Origin of the sequence: Metabacillus idriensis (assembly GCF_009674765.1) — a bacterium.
Classification (GTDB): domain Bacteria; phylum Bacillota; class Bacilli; order Bacillales; family Bacillaceae; genus Bacillus_P; species Bacillus_P idriensis.
In genome coordinates this window covers 106,104-125,713 of the sequence record NZ_WKKF01000004.1, presented here as the reverse complement: position 1 = coordinate 125,713, position 19,610 = coordinate 106,104, and the positions used below count along the sequence as shown (strand labels likewise).

Below are 19,610 nucleotides of genomic sequence, written 5' to 3'. Positions count from 1 at the left end.
GTGCTCATTTTGGTAAAAGAGACTTTCACATTTGCATTAGATATTGGCACCCGGTCGGTAGTTTGTTTGCTCTTATCCGAAAAAGACGGCGCCTATGAAGTCATTGATACGGTCATACAGGAACATGGAGAGCGCTCAATGCTCGATGGACAGATTCACGATGTCATCTCTGTTTCTAATGTGATTTCATCAGTCAAAGAAAAGCTTGGGGAATCATAGCACCCCTTTGATTCCTCATTCTCGACTGTACTTGGCATTTTTGGAATCATAGTACTCCTTTGATTCCACAATCTCAACTGTTCTCGGTATTTTTGGAATCATAGTACCCCTTTGATTCCACTATCTCGACTTTTCTCGGCATTTTTGGAATCATAGTACTCCTTTGATTCCACTATCGCGACTTTTCTCGGCATTTTTGGAATCATTGCACCCCTTGGATTCCTCAATCGCGACTTTTCTCGGCATTTTTGGAATCACAGCACTCCTTTGATTCCTGAATCTCGACTTTTTTTCGGTTTTTTTGGAATCATAGTACCCCTTTGATTCCTCAATCTCGACTTTTCTCGGTATTATTGGAATCATAACACCCCTTTGATTCCACTATCTCGACTTTTCTCGGTATTTTTGGAATTATACCACCCCTTTGATTCCAAAATCTCGACTGTTCTCAGCATTTTTGGAATCAAAGGATAATAATTGCTGTTCAATATAGTACTCAATTCCATCCATTTAATTAATAATCAAGTCTATAAATCAAAAATCGTTCAACCGGATTACGGTCATTAAACCCAGGCAGAATGACTTCTTTTTTAAATTCAAAAGCGGTCTGGTTTTCCAGGAAATAAATATACTCTTCTGAACAATAGTACAAAATCAGCTCGATCTCCCGCCTTGCCTCTTCAACCGACTGAAGGATATTGTCTATGACATTCATAAAAATTTCTTTTGAAAAAGGATTAAAGAAATAAAAACGATTATCTGCCGGATCAATTTTGTACTCTTCGGCCAAGCAGCAATAAAACTGGATTTGCCCTTTTCGGCTCTTAGCTTTTTTTACATAACGATCTCGATTTTGGATGGCTTCCTGATAGAATTCCTCGTTCATTTCAATCCCTTTGACAACAGCATTGCTTAAATAATGAATATAGAAATTTGTTCTGCCTTTTCCGCAGCCAAAGTCAACTATTTGATGACTGCTGTTCAGCTCATATTCATGGAACAATTTCTCCAGTGCCGCATATGGAGTCGGTTCATAACGGTGATAATGCATTGACTTGCCAAATTCTTTTTGAGCCTCCTCAGTCTTTATATTTAATAATTGATCAAAAGAACGTTCATTCATTTTACATTTTCTCCTATCATGTCTCAGATCACATAAAAAAGGGACAGAGCTTTAGAGCCTCTGTCCCATCCTCCGCTTTATAAAACGTTTTTGGTTAATGAGTCTTTTGTAATTTTCCAATGTGACTCGTTCCATGCAACCTGTTTGTCTTTGAAAAGAAGAGCCTGCGGTGATTCATGCTTCACACCGTAAGTTTCTGCTATATAATTTGAAAGCGGTCTTGCTTCCTGGACATTCAAGTAATAGGCATTAACCGAATCATTTTCCTCAGAAAAAGCTTCGAATTGCTCGTAGGCTGCCTGAGCAATGGGACAAGTTAAGCTATTTTTGAAAAATAAAAAGGGTTCTCCGCTGTCAGCGATTTGCTGGAATTCTTCGACTGTATCAATCTTTGTTTTGGCCATCTTGTTCCATTCACTCCTAAATTTCATTGATTCGTATATTGTACATGATTTTCTTCTAAAATAAAAACAATCGGCAAAGCGGTTAACTTTGCCGATTCATTGTCTTATTTTTTTTCTGAAAATGCTTCTTTAGATTCTTCAATTTCTTTGTTTACTTGCTTTTTTAATTCTTCAGCATGCTGTGTAGATCCAGAAGCTTGCTGTCCTGTTTCGTTAACAGGGCTTTGAACTGAAGAATTCAGCTGAGGATCATCACTTGTAGCCTCAGGCGCTAAGTTAAGCTTTACATCTTCAGGATTGTTTTCAGTTTGCTCCCCGTTTTGGTCTTTAGAGCTTTTCAGATCACGTACTTTATTCATGATTTGAGTAGATTGCTCTGATACAACCTGAGTTAGATTAGCTGACTTTTCTTTTGCAAGTGCTGCAAATTCATTGCTTTTCTCACGAGCATCATTTGTGATTTTTCCTGTTTTTTCTTTAACAATGACTGCCTGCTCACCAATGTTATCACGAAGTTCTTTACCAGATTTAGGTGCAAGGAATAATGCAGTCGTTGCTCCTACAATTCCTCCAATTAGTGTTCCGATAAGAAAATCTTTACTGTTGATTGAATCTTTACTCATGATAAATTCCTCCCTATTGCGATTCTTATTTTATATTTTTTTAAAACGAATTCATAAACTTGGCTGTTTCTGCTGACGCTCATATTTCTGCTTCTTCAGCTTCCATTTTCCCCAGACATCCATTGCAACGTTGCTCCATTGTACAACCTGGTTGATTTTATCCTGATTTTTCTCAAGATTTGTACTTACTGATGCTGATACTTTCTGAACAGAATCATTAAAATTCTGAAGAGATGAACCAACACCCTGAACCGCGTAGACAACAGTGTTCAGCTTTTCTGATTTTTCCTGAATGTCCTCTGCCAAAGCATTTGTCTTATGTAGCAGCTGAGTCGTTTCAAGCGTTATCCCCTGGATTTGATTCTCAAGCCCAGCCAGTGTTCCGGCTACATTATTTAATGTAGAAGAGAGGGATTTTAACGTTTTAGACAGGAAAACGACTAGTACAGTGAATGCAATTGCAATTAGTGCAACAGCTAAGTATAAAATAATTTCCAACTTCAGCACCTCCAATAAGCGATAGTAACTGTTTCCCGCAAGTATTCAATTATAAACATAAAGATTTTTCATACTGCTAGTATTCTACAAAAAAAATTGGATTCCTTTCCTATTATGGCCGTGTTTTTAAATTTTCAATAATTATTTTAAATTTTTTTCTGACATCGGTTACAATAGACATGTATTACTTATTTGCATACCGGGAGGAAAACAAGTGAAAGACCCAAGAATTCAAAAGCTAGCAAAGAACTTGATCAATTATTCAGTTAAGCTCCAAAAAGGAGAAAAAGTACTGATTGAAAACTTTGGCCTGCAAAGAGAATTAGTTACAGCACTCGTCCATGAAGCATATGCTGCAGGCGGATATCCGTTTGTTTCTCTTAAAGATCAGCAGGTAGACCGCGCTCTTCTGCTCGGTGGACAGGAAGAACAGTTTGGAATGATGGCTGAGTTTGAAGCAAATGTCATGAGCAAAATGGATGCCTATATTGGTCTTCGTTCAGGAGACAACATCAACGAACATGCTGATGTGCCTGACGCTCAAATGAAGCTGCAGGGCAGAACAATCGGCCAAAAGGTTCACCGTGATATTCGTGTTCCTAAAACGAGATGGGTTGTCTTGCGTTATCCGAACTCATCAATGGCTCAGCTCGCAAAAATGAGCACAGAAGCATTTGAAGATTTTTATTTTGATGTGTGCAACCTGGACTACGGAAAAATGGACAAAGCTATGGACGCGCTCGCCGATTTAATGAATCAAACAGATGAAGTAAGAATTACAGGGCCGGGAACGGATTTGCTTTTCTCTATTAAAGACATTCCTGCTGTTAAATGTGCAGGGGAAATGAATATCCCTGACGGTGAGGTTTATACAGCTCCGGTTCGTGATTCTGTTAATGGAACGATTACATACAATACTCCGTCTCCATATAACGGCTTTACATTTGAAAATGTAAAGCTTACATTTAAAGACGGAAAAATTATTGAAGCTACTGCAAATGATACAGAACGCATCAACAGCATTTTCGATACTGATGAAGGAGCAAGATATATTGGTGAATTTGCAATTGGCGTTAATCCTTACATTCAGCATCCGATGCAGGACATTCTTTTTGATGAAAAAATCGACGGCAGCTTCCACTTCACTCCAGGTCAGTGCTATGACGATGCTTTCAATGATAACCATTCTAACATTCATTGGGATATGGTAAACATTCAGCGCCCTGAATACGGGGGCGGAGAAATGTATTTTGACGGCGTGCTCATCCGAAAAGACGGCCGTTTTGTCATTGAGGCCCTAGAAGGCTTGAATCCTGAAAATCTGAAATAAGCACAAAAAAGCATGAGGCGTTCTCGCCTCATGCTTTTTTGTGCTTATTATACCAGAGCCTTTTCGTAAGCCTGCTGGTATTTCTGAATGTCTCCAGCACCCATGAAAACAAGAACTCCATTTTCATGCTGCTTTAAGACGGCCGTTTCTTCTTCATCAATCAATGAAGCGCGATCGATTTTATCTTGCAGATCCTGAATCGACAGTTTCCCGATGTTTTCGCGTGCAGAACCGAATATGTCGCAAAGGTAGACCGTATCAGCTTTCTTCAGGCTGTCCGCGAATTCCTCTAAAAACGATTGTGTGCGTGTAAAGGTATGCGGCTGGAATACCGCAACGATTTCACGGTCCGGATATTTCTGTCTTGCAGCGTCAATCGTTGCTGTGATTTCAGTAGGATGATGAGCATAGTCATCAATTAGAACTTGGTTGCCGATTTTCTTTTCATTAAAGCGGCGCTTTACACCTTCAAATGTTTGAAGCTGTGCCTGAATCACTTCTGCATCAATCTCTTCGTAATGACAAAGTGCAATGACAGACAGTGCGTTCAGTACACTGTGATCGCCGAATGTCGGAATTTTAAAGGATGCATAAAAAGTGTTTCTGACAAATACATCAAAACTTGTTCCATCAGTTGCCTTGACAACATTGCGAGCCTGAAAGTCATTCTCTTCACTGAAGCCGTAATAAACGACAGGCACGTTTGCCTGAATATGCTGAAGATGCTCATCATCACCGCAGGCAATAATGCCTTTTTTGACTTGCATAGCCATCTCTTGAAATGCTTTAAAAACATCATCGATGCTGCTGAAGTAATCTGGATGATCGAAATCGATATTCGTCATAATCGCATAATCAGGATAATAGGACAAGAAGTGTCTGCGATATTCACATGCTTCAAAAACAAAGTATTCGCTTTGCTCCATCCCTCTTCCAGTTCCATCTCCAATTAAAAATGAAGTTGGCTTCGCTCCCTGAATAACGTGGGCAAGCAAGCCTGTGGTTGAGGTTTTGCCATGGGCACCTGTAATGCCGACACTTGTAAACTTTTCCATAAACTCGCCCAAAAACGTATGATAGCGAATAACCTGAAGTCCAAGGCTGTGTGCTTCCTCAATCTCCGGATGGGAATCAGGAAACGCATTTCCAGCTATGATGGTTAATCCTTCTTTGATATTATCTTTTGAAAATGGAAAAAGCGGAATACCGCGCTGTTCTAAAGCTTTTTGAGTAAAAATGGTTTTTTCAATATCAGATCCCTGAACTTCGTAGTTCATATCATGCAGAATCTGTGCAAGGGCACTCATTCCAGTCCCTTTTATTCCAACGAAATGGTAAACAGTCATAAATAGAACCTCCAACAAACGTCTATCTGTTTGACATTATATGATTCTTATCCCAATTTGCAACCCAGGTTTAATTAGAATGCATAAGATAGCGGATATGTAGTATAGCTTACGATTTAACATTATAGCAGAACGCTGTATGGATAACTATAAAAAGCGTCCTTCAAAACCGACAAACAAAACCAGGCATTTTGTCTTTAAATTTATTAAGTGAATGAAACGGGCCGATTTATCCTGCCCAATGCATATTAAACGATATCCATGAACTTGGCAAGTGCGGAATAAAAAGGAAATGTTTCCCTATCCCTTTAAACATTACGGACAGCAGCTTCAAATTATGTCTTAATTCGCGCGGAAAAATTGGGGAAACTGTTCAAAATCAGTTTTCCCAATTCCTGGTGATCATAACTTCTTCAGACAAAAATTTCTATTTCGAAGAATATTTACCATAAAAGACACCTTTTGTATTTATATGATAATGGCAAGCCAGTTCTCCATTACATTCCGCTTTCTTGAATGGTTTCGAGGTCCTGCTCTGAAATCAGGACTTCACGGGGTTTACTTCCTCTTGCTTCTGAAATAATTCCCTGCTTTTCCATCATATCCATAAGCCTTGCTGCACGGTTGTATCCGATTCTGAATCTTCTTTGCAGGCTGGATGTTGAGGCTCCTCCCTGATCTACCACATATTCACATGCTTCAAGCAGCAGTTCATCTTCTTCGCTTCCTATGCTGGACTTCTTCATCAGCTCTTCCTGTTCAAATAAAAAGACCGGCTTCATCTGTTTTTTGGCATGGCTGACGACACGTTCAATTTCTTCATCAGATACAAAGTTCCCCTGAATGCGGACAGCTTTGGATGTGCCATTTTCTAAAAAGAGCATATCCCCTTTACCGAGCAATTTTTCTGCTCCGGCTGAGTCGATAATTGTCCGGGAATCAACTTGAGATGAAACAGAAAAAGCAATTCTAGTCGGAATATTCGACTTGATTAATCCAGTGATGACATCAACAGATGGTCTCTGTGTAGCAACAATTAAATGTATTCCGCACGCTCTTGCCTTTTGAGCAATGCGGCAGATTGCTTCTTCTACGTCGGCAGGAGCTGCCATCATTAAATCAGCAAGCTCATCAATGACAATGACCAGATACGGCATGTGCTCACCGCTGTTATGTTTTGCAACAAGTTCATTATAGCGGGAAATGTCCCTTGCTCCTGCATGTGCAAATAGCTCATACCGTCTTTCCATTTCTTCCACTGCCCATTTCAATGCACCCGTTGCCGCTTTTACATCCGTAATGACCGGACTGACGAGATGAGGAACATTGTGATACGGGGCAAGTTCGACCATTTTAGGGTCAATCAGAAGCAGCTTCACTTCATGAGGCGAAGCTTTATAAAGCAAACTTACTAAGATGGTATTGATACACACGCTTTTGCCTGAACCCGTTGCTCCGGCAATTAATCCATGCGGCATTTTTTTCAGATCTGTCACAACAGCCTGTCCTGAAATATCAAGGCCAAGGGCAGCTGTCAGCGGAGACGGATTATTTCTGAACTCTGCGCTTCTTAGAATTTCGCGCAAATAGACCATCTTACTGTGCCTGTTCGGCACTTCTATTCCAATTCTGTTTTTACCCGGAATAGGGGCTTCTATGCGGATATCTTTAGCTGATAAGCTAAGTTTGATATCATCTGTTAAATTGGTAATCTTATTTACTTTCACTCCAGGTTCAGGCTGAACTTCTAGACGGGTAACAGCAGGGCCCTGTGTGACATGAACAACTCTTGCTTTCACATTGAAATTCTCAAGTGTCACATTCAGCAATTCTGTTTGTTCCCGCAGCCAATCCACATCATCAACATATTCCTTAGGCGGAATGTTCAAAAGCTGCAATGAGGGGAAAAGATACGATGATCCAGAATTTGAAGAGCCCTCGGACTTTTGAATTTTTTGTTTATCTCTTCCAAACATCATGACATTAAATGGTACGGTTGATCTGCCGGAACGATTTTCTTCTCCTTCTACTGAAGGCTGTTCCTCCGTTATTTCAGGTGCAGTTTTTTCTAGTTCATCTATTAACCTTGTTTCCTCTTCTTTATCTTGAGAAATCTCTTTATGAGCGTCCGTCTGAAACCTTAACTCATTATCGCTTGCCGTTATAACGGCCGCTTCTGGAGTTTCTTCCGGCTCTTCAACTGGCATCCATTCGGTCTTTGTTTGCTTTTCTTCGTGTATATCAATGCTCTCGAAGGGTTCCTCTTCTGCCTCAATAGGCGGCTGTACTTGTTCTGTCAGGACCAATTCGGTTTCATCTGAAGCTGCCGCTATTTCACTATTTTCATATGGCATGGGCTGTACTTCTTTTTTATAAGCTTGACTGGAAGAAAGAATGCTTATTTCTTCTTGATCGTCCTCAGAAGCAAAGGAAAGAAGCTGGTTATCTTTATTCAGTCCTTCATTTTGAAAGCTGATTTCTGGAATCATTTCAGGTACAGGCTCCGCATCATCTGTACTTAAAATCACCTGGTCATCTTTTCTCGGAATTTCACGCACGTATGATACAGGAATTTCCGCGGCTTCACGTTCTCTCATTCTCGCAGCTTCTCTTTTCAAAAGCTCGGCCCGTTTATGTTCATTTAATTTTGACATTACGGATTCAGTAGATTGCGCTGCCTGCTGAAAGCTTTTAAATAAACTTGAAACTGGCTCGCCGCCGCTTTGATTCGCTTCATTTCTTGGACTGATTCGATACTCCAGGGGCTCTTGGTTATCTCTTGGCCTGAAGCCGTAAATTGGCGAAGGAATTTCAGTTGGGTGAAATGGCCTCTTTGAATCTGAATTTGTCTTCATTCTGGCTGATTTACCCGGAATACGCCCTGTGCTGCTTACGTTCTTAGGCTTCGTCCTTTCAGTTTTTGCACTTTCCGGACTTTTCCTTCTCGGTTCTGGACGGTTTTTTTGATGATCCGGAATCATTGGAAATTTAAAATTTCCTTTAGGATATTGATAGGCTACTTTTGTTTCTACATTTTTCACATTTGAAGGCTGCGTTTTTGGCGGTACAGGTGCTCTATGTACAGGCTGCTGCTGTTGTTCTGGAATTTGCCTTTTTTCAGCTGATGTTTTTTCTAAGTGTTTGTCTGTCTCTGTTTCACCTGCAAAATAATTGATCATTTTTGAAAACCAACTCATAAAAACCACTCTTTCAAAGGTTTCGTCTTATTTACTATTGTAACAGTTAATCCTATCTTTTAAAGATGAAAAAAGCCACTAGAAAATTCCCTAGTGACTTTTTAACTTTTAAATAGAGTATTCGCTTTAGAAAATGCGTTTATGGGAGTCCGTTATTTTTTAAAAAAATCGGCTCCGATTTCATAATGATCGTCTAAAACTAAAATCCCTTTTTCCTGTGGTGCATTCGGCAGATCCAATTCCTTTGCAGAGCAGATCATTCCGCTTGAAGGAACGCCTCTGAGCTCTGCATCCTTAATCACGAGGCCGCTCGGCATGACTGCTCCGACTTTAGCCACAACAACCTTTTGTCCGCTGTCGACATTGGGTGCACCGCACACAATTTGAAGTTTTTCTCTGCCGGTGTTAACTTGGCATACGCTCAATTTATCGGCGTTTGGATGTTTTTCTTTTGTTTCTACCAAACCAACTATAAATTTCGGGGAAAGATCAGCATGCAGCTGTTCCTCAAAGCCATTTTGATGCAGGCTGGCATTCAAATCATTAAGCAGATTTTCAGTCAATTCAACAACGCCGCCGCTGCTCTCCATCTCAAAATAAGAGGATGCATTGAAAAGATTGTATCCTGCCGTTTCTCCTGAGGCACTGTTGTATATCCGCACTGCATCTCCCTTCTTTTCAAACGCTCTATTTTCTTCTGACACTTCAGTCAGTGAGATCAGCAGGGTATCCCCTACACCTTCTTTGTTATAAAATACGCGCATTATTGTTTACCTTCCTCTTCCTTTTTTGCCCGGTTCTTTGCAAGAATAAAGATCGGCTCTAGCTCTCGGTTTTCATACAGAAAAGATAAAGCTGTAATAGGCACCCTTCCGCTTGCAAAAAAGCTCATGGCCATTTGGCCTAAAATATCATAACCTGTATCATTTCTGATATCCGCAATGATCAGAACATCCTGATGCGGCACTGCAATGGCCATCGTCCCCTCCATTTTTTCATGGAACGAATCAAGGATGGTGTCATTAAGCAGACGGCTAGCATCATAGCCATCATTCGCATTTAAAAAGTAGAAGACATTTCCTGCAACTTGATCTTCTTTTACACTTGTCTGCAGCGACCTGAGATTGAACCTTGCCATTTCTTTCACTTTGCTGAACGTCCAGTTCTCTCTTTCCATCATTTTCACATCAATCAAACGATAGGAATTTCCAAGGTCAAGCGCATAATAGATTCTCGTTTCAGCTGTATGTTCTTCATGAATCAGCAAAACGCCGTCAGAGGATTCAACAGGAAAGGACGTTGATCTGATAACAGGGAAAATCCCTTTTTCTTTACCTGTCAATTCCTGTTCAACATTCATAACTGTCAATGCTTCTTCGATGTAATAAATTAATTCATCAACAGCCGCGTCTTTTTTTTCTTCCCATTTAGCAATAATGCCAGGAAGAGATATCGTCATTCCCTTTTTAGTCGTATCATCTTCGACACGCAATTGATCCTTTTCTCTATCAAAATGGCTTGTCCAATCTTTATGTTTTAAACGCTCTTTGATTGTCTCTGCCATTTTTCTTGAAGTCATTTTCATGTTTCATTCCGCTCCCTGCCGAAACTGTTTTATGAAGATAATCCGTTTATAAATTCTTGAATCTGCTCTTTCGTTTTACGGTGCTTGTTCACATAACGGCCTGTTTCCTGTCCTTTGCTGAATCCGACAAAACTCGGAATGCCAAATACATTTAATTCAGCGCAAAGATCAATAAATTGATCCCTGTCTACATAATAAAAAGTGAATTTGTCATTTTCAGCCTGAAGCTCCGGCAAAAACGGGTCAATAAAACGGCAATCGGGGCACCAGTCAGCTGAAAACATAAGAATCACATTTTCTTTTTGAATTAATTCGTTATATTGAGCCATTGATTGTAATTTTTCCATGTTAAAACCTCCAATAATTTCGTTTCCAATTCGTGCATTCATCCATTCGCATCATACCAAAAGAAGCACTTGGTTACCAATAGTTTAGCCTGTATAAAAGAAAAAGCCCCTTTGAGGCCAAAGGAGAATTCTTTTGTTTTAATAGGTAACAGAAGACACAATTCCCATCATTTGTTCAGCTGTATCTGCAACATTGCGCCCGTTTGTTTGCGTTGTCATTTTAACTCCGCCTATTCCGGCAGAAACCTCATATTCATCGTCTTCCAGTTTATCGACGAGAACGTATCCGAACCTTCCATTATCCTTAAAGGTTTCTTCTACTATTGGATCTTTGTATTGCTCAAGCAAAGAATCGTAAAAAACGGTACTGTCCTCTTTTTCTTTATCATTAACAAATAAAATATATTGGTCATCATCACGTTTGAAAATCAAGTTATTATTTTTGGCAGATTCAACTTTATAGCCTTCAGGCAAATGATAGTTAAAAGTGCCGCTTTCTTCATTGGCAGCAGCCGGCTTGCTTGTAAAAGTCTTTTTTGTCTGATCTATCGTTGCAGTTTGCATTTCTTCTTCATTCATTGAACAGGCTAATAAGGAAAAAAGAGAAGCAATTATGATGCCTGCTAGAATTTTTTTCAAGAAAAACCCTCCTTAATCAATAGGAAAATAGGACCCTTTTCTATAATAACCCTTTCATTTTAGAATTGACAAGAGAGCTTTGTTTTATGAAAAGAAAAAAAGGGTAATGAATTTTTTAAAAAAAGAGGTGTTTTGGAATGAAGCTCCATGTTTACTTAGCTGGAGAAATACATAGTAATTGGAGGAATGAAGTTAAAGAGAAGACCGGGAATCTCCCAATCATTTTTACAGGACCAATGGAAAACCATGATAGATCTGATCTGATTGGAGAAGAAATACTCGGCACACAGCCCAATGCTATTTTCAGAGATGAAGCTGCATCAAAAATTAATAATTTCAGATCAAAAGTTTTGATGGAGAAATCTGATATTGTGATTGCTTTATTTGGAGAAAAATATAAGCAGTGGAATACTGCAATGGATGCAAGCAGTGCATTGTCGAACAAAAAGCCATTAATTATCATTCGGCCTGAGAATCTGCACCACCCACTCAAAGAGCTTTCTTCTAAAGCCGATGTCACGGTAGAAACGATTGATCAGGCAATTGCAGTCTTATCCTATCTGTTTGAACAAGAGTAGCGGCTTTATTTGCCGCTGCTCTTATTTTGCATGTAAAAATATTGTCCGAATAAAAGTTTTGAAATGTGAGTAAACATTTCTGTCCTGTTCACCATGCCATTTGTAAAAATTCCAATTGCTCCTTCATTCTGACTTACATTAAATTGATTTGCATATTCATCCATAACGATGCCAAGCTCAATACCCGATTTCACCTTCCTGCCAACATCATCCGGGAGTAAGATTCTGGCGCTGCCTGCAATTATTGGTGCAAAGTCAGCTCCTGTCAAAGCACCCCAGTTGCATAAATAAAAACCTTGACTGGTTTCAATTATGCCTCCTTCAAGGCCTATGCCAAGATCAGCAAGCTCCATCTTTCTCGCATTTTCCGCCCTGTTAATGGCTCCCTGTATGGTTTCTTCATCTGAAAACGGCTGATCGGATACTCCAGATGGGACTTTTAAGCTTTGGAATGTAATATGCTCATAATTAGATAGAGCTGATATTACCGCATTTACTTTTGCTGGGTTTAAGGTTCCAATTGCTGTTTTCATTATTTTTTCTCCTAAGACATCTATAGGCAAATTTTTATACTACTTAACTCTAAAAAAGGGAAACCACAGCAGTGATTTCCGCTTCTTCTCTTTATGAATTTTGCTTAATTGTATCCAAAGTCGTTTGATCACAAGCTTTTACAAGAGTGACTATTAATTCTTTTGCTGCAGCATAATCGTCAATATGGACAATTGAAGCTGCCGTATGAATATAACGCGAGCAGATGCCAATAACTGCTGAAGGAACACCGTCATTTGAAGTATGAACACGTCCTGCATCTGTTCCGCCTTGCGACACGAAATACTGATATGGGATTTTGTTGGATTCTGCTGTGTCTAAAACAAATTCCCGCATTCCTCTATGCGTCACCATTGTCCGGTCTAAAATGCGGAGCAGCGCGCCTTTGCCGAGCTGGCCAAATTCATGTTTTGCTCCGCTCATATCATTTGCAGGGCTCGCATCAAGAGCAAAGAACAAATCAGGCTGAATCATATTGGCAGCAGTTTGTGCTCCTCTAAGCCCTACCTCTTCTTGTACAGTCGCTCCGGAATATAGAGTGTTTGGAAGCGTTTCGTTCTTCAGCTCTTTTAACAGTTCAATGGACAATCCGCAGCCATAGCGGTTATCCCAGGCCTTAGCCATAATCTTTTTAGGGTTTGCCATTGGAGTAAAGGGACAGACAGGAAGAATTTGCTGACCTGGCTTAATCCCAAGCTCTGCTGCATTTTCTTCTGAATCTGCTCCAATATCAATTAGCATATTTTTTATCTGCATCGGTTTGTTGCGCTGATCCTCACTTAACAAATGGGGAGGAATCGAGCCAATGACGCCGGGAATTGGTCCTTGGTCTGTTATGATCTCAACGCGCTGTGCAAGCAGCACCTGACTCCACCACCCGCCAAGCGTCTGGAATCTTACCATTCCATTTTTCGTGACCCCCGTTACCATGAACCCAACTTCATCCATGTGCCCTGCAACCATAATCTTTGGACCTTCTGAATGACCGCGCTTTACCCCGAAAATACTTCCTAAACGGTCTTGAACAATCTCATCTGAGTACTTGCTGAGCTCAGAACGCATGAATTTACGCACCGCATGCTCATTTCCCGGTGCACCCGGAAGTTCCGTTAATGTTTTAAAAAGCTCTAACGTCTCTTGGTTCATCCATCATATCCCCTTTACGTATGTATACTTTTATTTTACAGAAAGTTATCGTTTGGTGCTACTAAAGAAAAGCACAGCACCTGATCGAAACTGATGGAAGATAAAAAAATCCGTGAAAATTGGCCTTCTTTGTTTCATTCTCAATTGTTAATTCTCCATTATATTAGCAAAAAATTGTATCTTTCTAACGATTTTCTGTTTTTTACAGCTGAATTGCAGCTTTATTTAGCCGTCCGCCTTATGTTTCAGCCTAAAGCTCAATTCACTTAACAACAGTGCAGAACTTCGGTATACTTAAATCAATGTGTTAAGGATGGAGGAGATCGTGATGAATTGCAGAAAAGCATTCATTGGTATTCGAATTGGCCTGGCTGCTGCATACATTTTCAAGGATCAATTAAAGCCGGCATATATTTCTTCTGAAAAAGCTCTTGCAGTTGTGAAAAATGCATTTAAGGAAAAGGGTCCAATCAACGGATCATGGATCTATACAGTCCGCGAGTCCTATACCGAATCTGGTGAGACGTACAGTATTTATAAAGCAGGGATTACCAGAACAGCTGACTCGGAGCTCGAACAATACGAAGCTTTTGTGGATGCAAAAAGCGGGAATATCCTTCACGTAGAACAAATTGCTTAAAGATAAAAAGCCTGATTAAAAAATGCATAATGGCATGGAGACACTGCTCTCCATGCCATTTTTTTATTCTGGTCGAATTCTCTCAACTTTATCGATCATTTCTCTTTTTTCATTAAATTTGATTGCGCGGTATAAGGCGTCATGATAAAAAGACAGCCAAGTCTGTTTTTCGCCCGCATACCCGAGCCATTTTTGCTTCTGCTGAATCGAGTTCATTGGATAGTCATCGTATGCCAGCACCCATAAAGGATTGGTGTGGGCATGTGTTGGCATGAGGTCTGCCATATGGAGAAGTATTTCTCCATTATCCTCTATTTTAATTATACTGTGACCATCACTGTGGCCGCCCGTGTGAATCATTTCTATTCCCGGTACCGGTTCTGTTTTCACTTCAAAAGGAACGACCTGTTTTTCGATGGCCAGCCAATTTTCCTTCCAGTATGTATTTGCAGACCTGATATTAGGCTCTCTCATTTCATTCCATTCGGTAGAAGACGTGATAATTTTTGCACGTGGAAATACTGATACAAGTTCATCATTTACAAGCTTGGTCAGACCGGAAACGTGATCGAAATGCAAATGTGTCATAAGAACATAATCAATATCTTCAGTGTTCAATCCCATCTCATTTAATGAAGCGATTACATTTGATTCAGCCGTTACACCAAAATTCCGCTTTTGCTTATCGGTAAGTCTTCCTGAACCAATACCGCTGTCAATCAGTAAATTGATGCCCTCTTTTTGAACAAGGATTGGATCCGTGCGAAGCTCAATCTGATTGAGTTCATTAACAGGATATTTTTTTGACCATAGCGGTTTAGGAACGACCCCAAACATAGCGCCTCCATCAAGATAAGTTACCCCGCCGTCAAGCCATGTTAACGTTGTTTGACCTATTTTTAAAGTTTCCATATTATCCCCTCCAATTCAATCATAACAAAAAAACCCGCGTCCGTGGACATGGGTTACTTTTTTAAAAATTTCACTTCAGAGCGATAGATTCTTTGCCCTTTTTGTGAAAATTTCTCTTCATATTCGGTCATGATGTTGCCCTCGTATTCGCTTTTGTGCAAATCCAGGCTTACGTAAGTTAAAAGCAGTCCATAGGATGAGAAGCTTTGAAGCGAATACTCGAACAGCCCCTGATTATCTGTTTTAAAGTGAATTTCACCTTCATCAACTAAGATATCTTCATACCTTTTAAGAAATGTTTTAAAGGTTAATCTGCGTTTTTCATGTCTCGTTTTCGGCCATGGATCAGAGAAATTCAAATACACTCTCTCAATTTCGTCTTTGGCAAAAATATCAGTCAGATCCTCTGCATTCTCATTGAGCAGCAGAACATTTGTTCGTTCTGCGTCCACCGCTCTTTGAAGAGCCCCAACAATGACACTTTCAGACAATTCTATGCCAATATAATTAATGTTTGGATTAGCCCCTGCCATTCCAACCACAAATTGCCCTTTTCCTGTCCCAACCTCAATATGAATCGGGTTATTATTCCCAAAGATTTCATTCCATTTTCCTTTATACTCTTTAGGATTTTGTATCACAATATTTGAATGCCCGGCAATGAAATCATTAGCCCAGGGCTTATTACGCAATCGCATGAAGCACACCTCTATCGATTTAATGTCGCCATAAAAGATATCATGAATTAGAAGGGTGTGCAAGAGGAATTCCATGTAAAAATGTGTATTTTAATGAAGGTCTATGATTGTCTATCAGGGTTCTTTCGACATGAATCAAAGTTCTATCAATAAAAATCAAGTTTCTATCAGTATAAATCAGGATTTAAACCTGTTTCATAGCTGTAAAACACTTCAACGTCAGGCTGAATTCAAGCGTATTTTACTTCGCGAAAAAATGACCAGGCCCGACGGGAACTGGTCATTTATAATTCAGAATGAAATGGCTGTTTCCTGCACAAATTAAGACAAGAATCTGTAAAGGAGTGTTTGCCGTGCCGCTAGAATATCAGCATCAAGTTGAATTATTAAAGGATATATTGACTGAACATCAAAGTGACTGCTGCGGAACAGTTGCAGAATGTGAACAGCTCGAGCGTGTCATCAAATCTCTGATGGTGAATTCAAACATTCATCAGGATTTAAAGAACGTACTGCAAAATATTTATTCATACAGTCAGGACGGAAAAAATTCTTCAGAACTGAATTCCTATATAACATCTCAGCAAAATGTTCTTACACAATGGATTGATGATATTGATTCATTTTCTTAATTTAACTTAGAAATCATTTGCCGAAGGTAGTTATGCCACTCATTTGTTTCCTTTTCGTTGTGTTTCGCCCGATACCAAAGGGTATAGGTAATCGTTTGCGCAAGCACATACCAGTACATTCTTGCACGAAGCTGATCGGTCATATTCAGGCCATAAGTGGACAGCCAGCTTTCCCAGTCTTTTTCGTCTATATACCAGTATAAAAGCATGCCGATATCGATTGCAGGGTCAGCAATCAAAGCCCCGTCCCAGTCAATCAGATATAGCTGTTCATCGTTGGACAGCAGCCAATTATTATGATTCACATCACAATGACAGACCACTTTATCTTCGCAGTCCACATAAGGGAGATTGGACTCCAGATAATGAAGCGCCTGTATGACCTCTGGGAGATAAAAGTTTTCAAACTCAACCGTTTGCTTTAAATCCTCTAAAATAATTGAAGGAGTAAGCGGTTGCTTTCCCAGACGTTTCAGCATATCCAGCAGCTCTTTAGAATGATGGATTTTATGCAGCAGTTCCGCAACATTTTCGCCATTCATATCGTTTGGCTTCAGTTCACGGCCGCTTAGCCAGTGCTGTGCTGTTATCACATCGCCATTTTCCAGCCTTTTTGTCCATACCAGCTTAGGAACAATTCCTTCAGCAGACAGAACGGCCAAGAATGGAGAACTATTTCGTTTTAAGAACAATTTTTGCCCTTCTCGCTGTGCAAAATATGCATCGCCTGTTGCTCCGCCAGCAGGAGATAGCTCCCACTCGCTTCCTAGTAGTTGTTCCAACCAGTTCACCTTCAATTTCAACCCAACATTTCATTTATAAGTTTGGAATAGGGAAAGCAAAAGGCAGTGTACACCTGTTTGCTTCACCTTCTATTTTTTCATTTAGTCAATTAAAAAAGACAGCTATTCAAAGATAAAGAATCAGGTACCGATAGCTATCCTTTTAAATTTTATCGTTTCTAAGCAATTTTAGTCAAGAAAAACCGATAACCTACTTTTGGAATAAGACAAAAGTCCCTATCTCTTTCACCTCAAATGATTCACTTATAAGCTTGGCTGAGTTTCCTTCAATCTGATTGATATATGGACCTGAAGCAAGTTCCCATTGACCTTCGCCTGGCAAAGAAATAACCTTTCCATTTTTATGGCAGCAATGAATGACCGCAATCCTGCTCCATGGACCATATGAGCCTACATCGTTTAAGCAGTATGCGTAAATGCCTTCCTCATTCATAAAAATCTGATAATGCCTGCTTATTTCCTCTGAGGAATTAAATCTGAATGCACCATGTGATTTCCGCAGTGAAATAAGGTGCTGAATGTATTTGATATCGTCTGAGTGATGCTCTCTTTCATTCCAGTCCAGCTGATTGATCTTGTCAGGCGAGTTATAGCTGTTCTCCACACCCTGCTTTGTTCGGTAAAACTCTTGGCCGCTATGAAGAAATGGAATTCCTTGTGCAAGAATGACCATGCCGGCAGCAAGCTTCTGCCTCAGCCGTTTATCTTTAATCGAATCATTCGGAAGACACAAATTCATTTTATCCCATAGTGTATGGTTATCATGTGATTCTACATAATTGATTGATTGAGCGGGACTCTGAAAATGGGCAATCGAACCGCTCATGATTTTTGCCAGCATTTCCGGATTTCCAGTATTGCCTAGAATGAATCCCCTGTCCAGCACCTCAAAAGTGCTTCCTTTAATGTTGTCTCTGAACTGATCGTTAAAAAATGCGATACCCGGCATTTTGGCGGCATTTGCAATAATCGCTTTTTTTTCAAATGCAAGCGGGGTAAGCAGATCCCAGCCCTCTCCTAAAATTAGAATTTCAGGCTTTAATCGCTTACAAACCTCGTTCACCATGTTCATAGTATCAACATCCAAAATCCCCATTAAATCAAAGCGAAAACCGTCTACATCGTATTCCTTCAGCCAAAAAGTGACTGAATCCACAATAAACTTTCCGGCCATTTTCATTTCTGAAGCAAAATCATTGCCTACTCCAGTACCATTTGAAGGGAGTCCATTATGGTCATGCCGAAAATAATATCCCGGAACAATCTTCTCAAATGATGAGTTTTCTCTGATGTAAACATGATTGTAAACCACATCCATAATGACTCTTATACCATTTGCATGGATAGATTGAATGGCCGTCTTTAACTCCCTGATTCTTGAATAAGGATCTTCCGGATCAGATGAGTAGCTGCCTTCTGGCGCATTAAAATGAAGCGGGTTGTACCCCCAATTATAATGCTCCAAAACATTCTGCTCATTAACTCCTTCAAAGTCATTGAAAGGGAGCAGTTCTAAATGAGTTATGCCAAGTTCCTTCAAATAAGAAATGCCTGAAGTCATTCCCATCCCAGTTTTTGTGTCAGCTTCTGTGAAAGCTGCATATTTTCCTTTTTGATTGTTTCCGCTGTTTGGGTGGATGGTAAAATCACGTATATGCGCTTCATAAATTATTGCATCTGTTAATTGACCAAGCGGAGCGGGTGTATATTTCTCAACCGCTGTCCTGTCAAAATCTGCGATGACCCCGTATACGCCATTCATGGATACCGCTTTTGCATAGGGATCAACTGCTTCATTCCAGATTAAATTCACACATACAAGATAAGTGTAGAAAACGCTGTCAAAATTGCCTTTCAATTCGATCGTCCAAACGCCTCTGTCCCCGCGCTTCAGCGGAAGTGTTTCCTCGCGCTGTTCGCTTGGAAACAGCAATTTCACCTGAACATCTGTCGCTGTAGGAGCCCAAAGTTTCATTGTGACAGAATCTTTGCTGAAACGCACTCCAAGGTCATCACCGTTATAATAAAAATGTTCATCAAAAGCTGCCGTCCGAATAACTGCACCTATTTGCAGATCTGTTTTATTATCCTGTTCATCACATACTTCATACAATTTTCCAAAAGGTTTTATAGATGAATCCAGTCTGCATTGATATTTAACTCTGTTTTCTATATCCTGATGCCGCTCGCATTGAAGCTTCAGCCGGGTTTCGCCGTCCAGAAGAAAAAATGTCTTATTGCCTATGGCCTGCATTTCTTTTGGGATAAGGATTGTAATTAAGTTCATTTCATCAAGGTATGCATGATATACACGTTGTACCGATAACATTTTAGTCAC

Annotated in this window: 20 protein-coding genes and 1 pseudogene; 5 read left to right on the top strand and 16 right to left on the bottom strand. The window is 40.0% G+C overall.

Annotation, left to right across the window (positions count from 1 at the left end):
* Positions 1–207: pseudogene (locus GJU41_RS15290) on the top strand (hypothetical protein); the annotation flags it as partial.
* A 526-nt stretch (positions 208–733) separates the two neighbouring features.
* Here the strand turns inward: GJU41_RS15290 and GJU41_RS15285 are convergent.
* From GJU41_RS15285 to GJU41_RS15270, 4 genes are all read right to left on the bottom strand, one after another.
* The gene (locus GJU41_RS15285; protein WP_154319073.1) at positions 734–1,342 is read right to left on the bottom strand and encodes a class I SAM-dependent methyltransferase; all 609 of its coding nucleotides are present in this window, start codon (positions 1,340–1,342) and stop codon (positions 734–736) included.
* A gap of 77 nt (positions 1,343–1,419) precedes the next feature.
* Entirely contained in the window at positions 1,420–1,746 is a 327-nt protein-coding gene (gene ytxJ, locus GJU41_RS15280; RefSeq protein ID WP_070876541.1) for a bacillithiol system redox-active protein YtxJ, read from the bottom strand.
* 104 nt (positions 1,747–1,850) lie between these two features.
* Positions 1,851–2,369, bottom strand: coding sequence for a YtxH domain-containing protein (locus tag GJU41_RS25425; protein WP_070876542.1), 519 nt, complete (start codon positions 2,367–2,369; stop codon positions 1,851–1,853).
* 51 nt (positions 2,370–2,420) lie between these two features.
* A complete protein-coding gene (locus GJU41_RS15270) occupies positions 2,421–2,867 on the bottom strand; it encodes a DUF948 domain-containing protein (RefSeq protein WP_070876543.1) in 447 nt (148 codons plus the stop codon).
* A 214-nt stretch (positions 2,868–3,081) separates the two neighbouring features.
* On the opposite strand from GJU41_RS15270, the gene GJU41_RS15265 reads away from it, so the two are divergent.
* Positions 3,082–4,197 (top strand): aminopeptidase, encoded by a 1,116-nt coding sequence (locus tag GJU41_RS15265; RefSeq protein WP_070876544.1) that lies wholly within the window; start codon positions 3,082–3,084, stop codon positions 4,195–4,197.
* A gap of 47 nt (positions 4,198–4,244) precedes the next feature.
* On the opposite strand, the gene murC is transcribed toward GJU41_RS15265, so the two are convergent.
* The 6 genes from murC to GJU41_RS15235 form a co-directional block, all read right to left on the bottom strand.
* A complete protein-coding gene (gene murC / locus GJU41_RS15260; protein WP_070876545.1) occupies positions 4,245–5,543 on the bottom strand; it encodes a UDP-N-acetylmuramate--L-alanine ligase in 1,299 nt (432 codons plus the stop codon).
* A 497-nt stretch (positions 5,544–6,040) separates the two neighbouring features.
* Positions 6,041–8,740, bottom strand: coding sequence for a DNA translocase FtsK (locus tag GJU41_RS15255; protein ID WP_070876546.1), 2,700 nt, complete (start codon positions 8,738–8,740; stop codon positions 6,041–6,043).
* Between the two features lie 152 nt (positions 8,741–8,892).
* A complete protein-coding gene (gene ytpR, locus GJU41_RS15250; protein ID WP_070876547.1) occupies positions 8,893–9,504 on the bottom strand; it encodes a YtpR family tRNA-binding protein in 612 nt (203 codons plus the stop codon).
* Positions 9,504–10,325 (bottom strand): DUF1444 domain-containing protein, encoded by an 822-nt coding sequence (locus GJU41_RS15245; RefSeq protein WP_154319072.1) that lies wholly within the window; start codon positions 10,323–10,325, stop codon positions 9,504–9,506. Before GJU41_RS15245 ends, ytpR begins: the two co-directional genes overlap by 1 nt.
* A gap of 29 nt (positions 10,326–10,354) precedes the next feature.
* Positions 10,355–10,672: a thioredoxin family protein gene (locus GJU41_RS15240; protein WP_154319071.1), complete on the bottom strand. Its 318-nt coding sequence runs from the start codon at positions 10,670–10,672 to the stop codon at positions 10,355–10,357.
* Positions 10,673–10,810: 138 nt separating this feature from the next.
* Positions 10,811–11,311, bottom strand: coding sequence for a hypothetical protein (locus GJU41_RS15235; protein ID WP_070876550.1), 501 nt, complete (start codon positions 11,309–11,311; stop codon positions 10,811–10,813).
* 137 nt (positions 11,312–11,448) lie between these two features.
* Between GJU41_RS15235 and GJU41_RS15230 the strand changes: the two genes are divergently transcribed.
* Complete coding sequence (locus tag GJU41_RS15230; RefSeq protein WP_070876551.1) at positions 11,449–11,889, top strand: YtoQ family protein; 441 nt, start codon at positions 11,449–11,451, stop codon at positions 11,887–11,889.
* Positions 11,890–11,894: 5 nt separating this feature from the next.
* Here GJU41_RS15230 and GJU41_RS15225 read toward each other — a convergent pair whose 3' ends face one another.
* Both GJU41_RS15225 and GJU41_RS15220 read right to left on the bottom strand, forming a co-directional pair.
* A complete protein-coding gene (locus GJU41_RS15225) occupies positions 11,895–12,422 on the bottom strand; it encodes a DUF84 family protein (protein ID WP_154319070.1) in 528 nt (175 codons plus the stop codon).
* Between the two features lie 91 nt (positions 12,423–12,513).
* A complete protein-coding gene (locus GJU41_RS15220; RefSeq protein ID WP_154319069.1) occupies positions 12,514–13,587 on the bottom strand; it encodes a M42 family metallopeptidase in 1,074 nt (357 codons plus the stop codon).
* A 328-nt stretch (positions 13,588–13,915) separates the two neighbouring features.
* Here GJU41_RS15220 and GJU41_RS15215 point away from each other — a divergent pair, with 328 nt between their 5' ends.
* Entirely contained in the window at positions 13,916–14,227 is a 312-nt protein-coding gene (locus GJU41_RS15215; protein WP_154319068.1) for a PepSY domain-containing protein, read from the top strand.
* Between the two features lie 63 nt (positions 14,228–14,290).
* Here the strand turns inward: GJU41_RS15215 and GJU41_RS15210 are convergent, their stop codons facing one another.
* Complete coding sequence (locus GJU41_RS15210) at positions 14,291–15,139, bottom strand: YtnP family quorum-quenching lactonase (protein WP_154319067.1); 849 nt, start codon at positions 15,137–15,139, stop codon at positions 14,291–14,293.
* A 53-nt stretch (positions 15,140–15,192) separates the two neighbouring features.
* Positions 15,193–15,837 (bottom strand): tRNA (guanosine(46)-N7)-methyltransferase TrmB, encoded by a 645-nt coding sequence (gene trmB / locus GJU41_RS15205; protein ID WP_070876556.1) that lies wholly within the window; start codon positions 15,835–15,837, stop codon positions 15,193–15,195.
* A 353-nt stretch (positions 15,838–16,190) separates the two neighbouring features.
* On the opposite strand from trmB, the gene GJU41_RS15200 reads away from it, so the two are divergent.
* Positions 16,191–16,469 carry a YtzH-like family protein gene (locus GJU41_RS15200; RefSeq protein WP_070876557.1) on the top strand — a complete coding sequence of 93 codons (279 nt, stop codon included), beginning with the start codon at positions 16,191–16,193 and terminating at the stop codon, positions 16,467–16,469.
* Here the strand turns inward: GJU41_RS15200 and GJU41_RS15195 are convergent.
* The gene (locus GJU41_RS15195; protein WP_070876558.1) at positions 16,466–17,272 is read right to left on the bottom strand and encodes a phosphotransferase family protein; all 807 of its coding nucleotides are present in this window, start codon (positions 17,270–17,272) and stop codon (positions 16,466–16,468) included. The two genes, GJU41_RS15200 and GJU41_RS15195, sit on opposite strands and share 4 nt — an antisense overlap.
* Before the next feature lie 190 nt (positions 17,273–17,462).
* Complete coding sequence (gene pulA / locus GJU41_RS15190) at positions 17,463–19,601, bottom strand: type I pullulanase (RefSeq protein ID WP_154319065.1); 2,139 nt, start codon at positions 19,599–19,601, stop codon at positions 17,463–17,465.
* Positions 19,602–19,610: the final 9 nt, after the last annotated feature.

Excerpts from the sequence above, each read along its gene's own strand:
- GJU41_RS15220 (WP_154319069.1), bottom strand. The coding sequence starts at position 13,587 with ATGAACCAAGAGACGTTAGAGCTTTTTAAAACATTAACGGAACTTCCG.
- GJU41_RS15245 (WP_154319072.1), bottom strand. The coding sequence starts at position 10,325 with ATGAAAATGACTTCAAGAAAAATGGCAGAGACAATCAAAGAGCGTTTA.
- GJU41_RS15255 (WP_070876546.1), bottom strand. The coding sequence starts at position 8,740 with ATGAGTTGGTTTTCAAAAATGATCAATTATTTTGCAGGTGAAACAGAG.
- GJU41_RS15230 (WP_070876551.1), top strand. The coding sequence starts at position 11,449 with ATGAAGCTCCATGTTTACTTAGCTGGAGAAATACATAGTAATTGGAGG.
- ytpR (WP_070876547.1), bottom strand. The coding sequence starts at position 9,504 with ATGCGCGTATTTTATAACAAAGAAGGTGTAGGGGATACCCTGCTGATC.
- GJU41_RS15210 (WP_154319067.1), bottom strand. The coding sequence starts at position 15,139 with ATGGAAACTTTAAAAATAGGTCAAACAACGTTAACATGGCTTGACGGC.
- trmB (WP_070876556.1), bottom strand. The coding sequence starts at position 15,837 with ATGCGATTGCGTAATAAGCCCTGGGCTAATGATTTCATTGCCGGGCAT.
- GJU41_RS25425 (WP_070876542.1), bottom strand. The coding sequence starts at position 2,369 with ATGAGTAAAGATTCAATCAACAGTAAAGATTTTCTTATCGGAACACTA.
- GJU41_RS15225 (WP_154319070.1), bottom strand. The coding sequence starts at position 12,422 with ATGAAAACAGCAATTGGAACCTTAAACCCAGCAAAAGTAAATGCGGTA.
- pulA (WP_154319065.1), bottom strand. The coding sequence starts at position 19,601 with ATGTTATCGGTACAACGTGTATATCATGCATACCTTGATGAAATGAAC.
- ytxJ (WP_070876541.1), bottom strand. The coding sequence starts at position 1,746 with ATGGCCAAAACAAAGATTGATACAGTCGAAGAATTCCAGCAAATCGCT.
- murC (WP_070876545.1), bottom strand. The coding sequence starts at position 5,543 with ATGACTGTTTACCATTTCGTTGGAATAAAAGGGACTGGAATGAGTGCC.
- GJU41_RS15285 (WP_154319073.1), bottom strand. The coding sequence starts at position 1,342 with ATGAATGAACGTTCTTTTGATCAATTATTAAATATAAAGACTGAGGAG.
- GJU41_RS15215 (WP_154319068.1), top strand. The coding sequence starts at position 13,916 with ATGAATTGCAGAAAAGCATTCATTGGTATTCGAATTGGCCTGGCTGCT.
- GJU41_RS15240 (WP_154319071.1), bottom strand. The coding sequence starts at position 10,672 with ATGGAAAAATTACAATCAATGGCTCAATATAACGAATTAATTCAAAAA.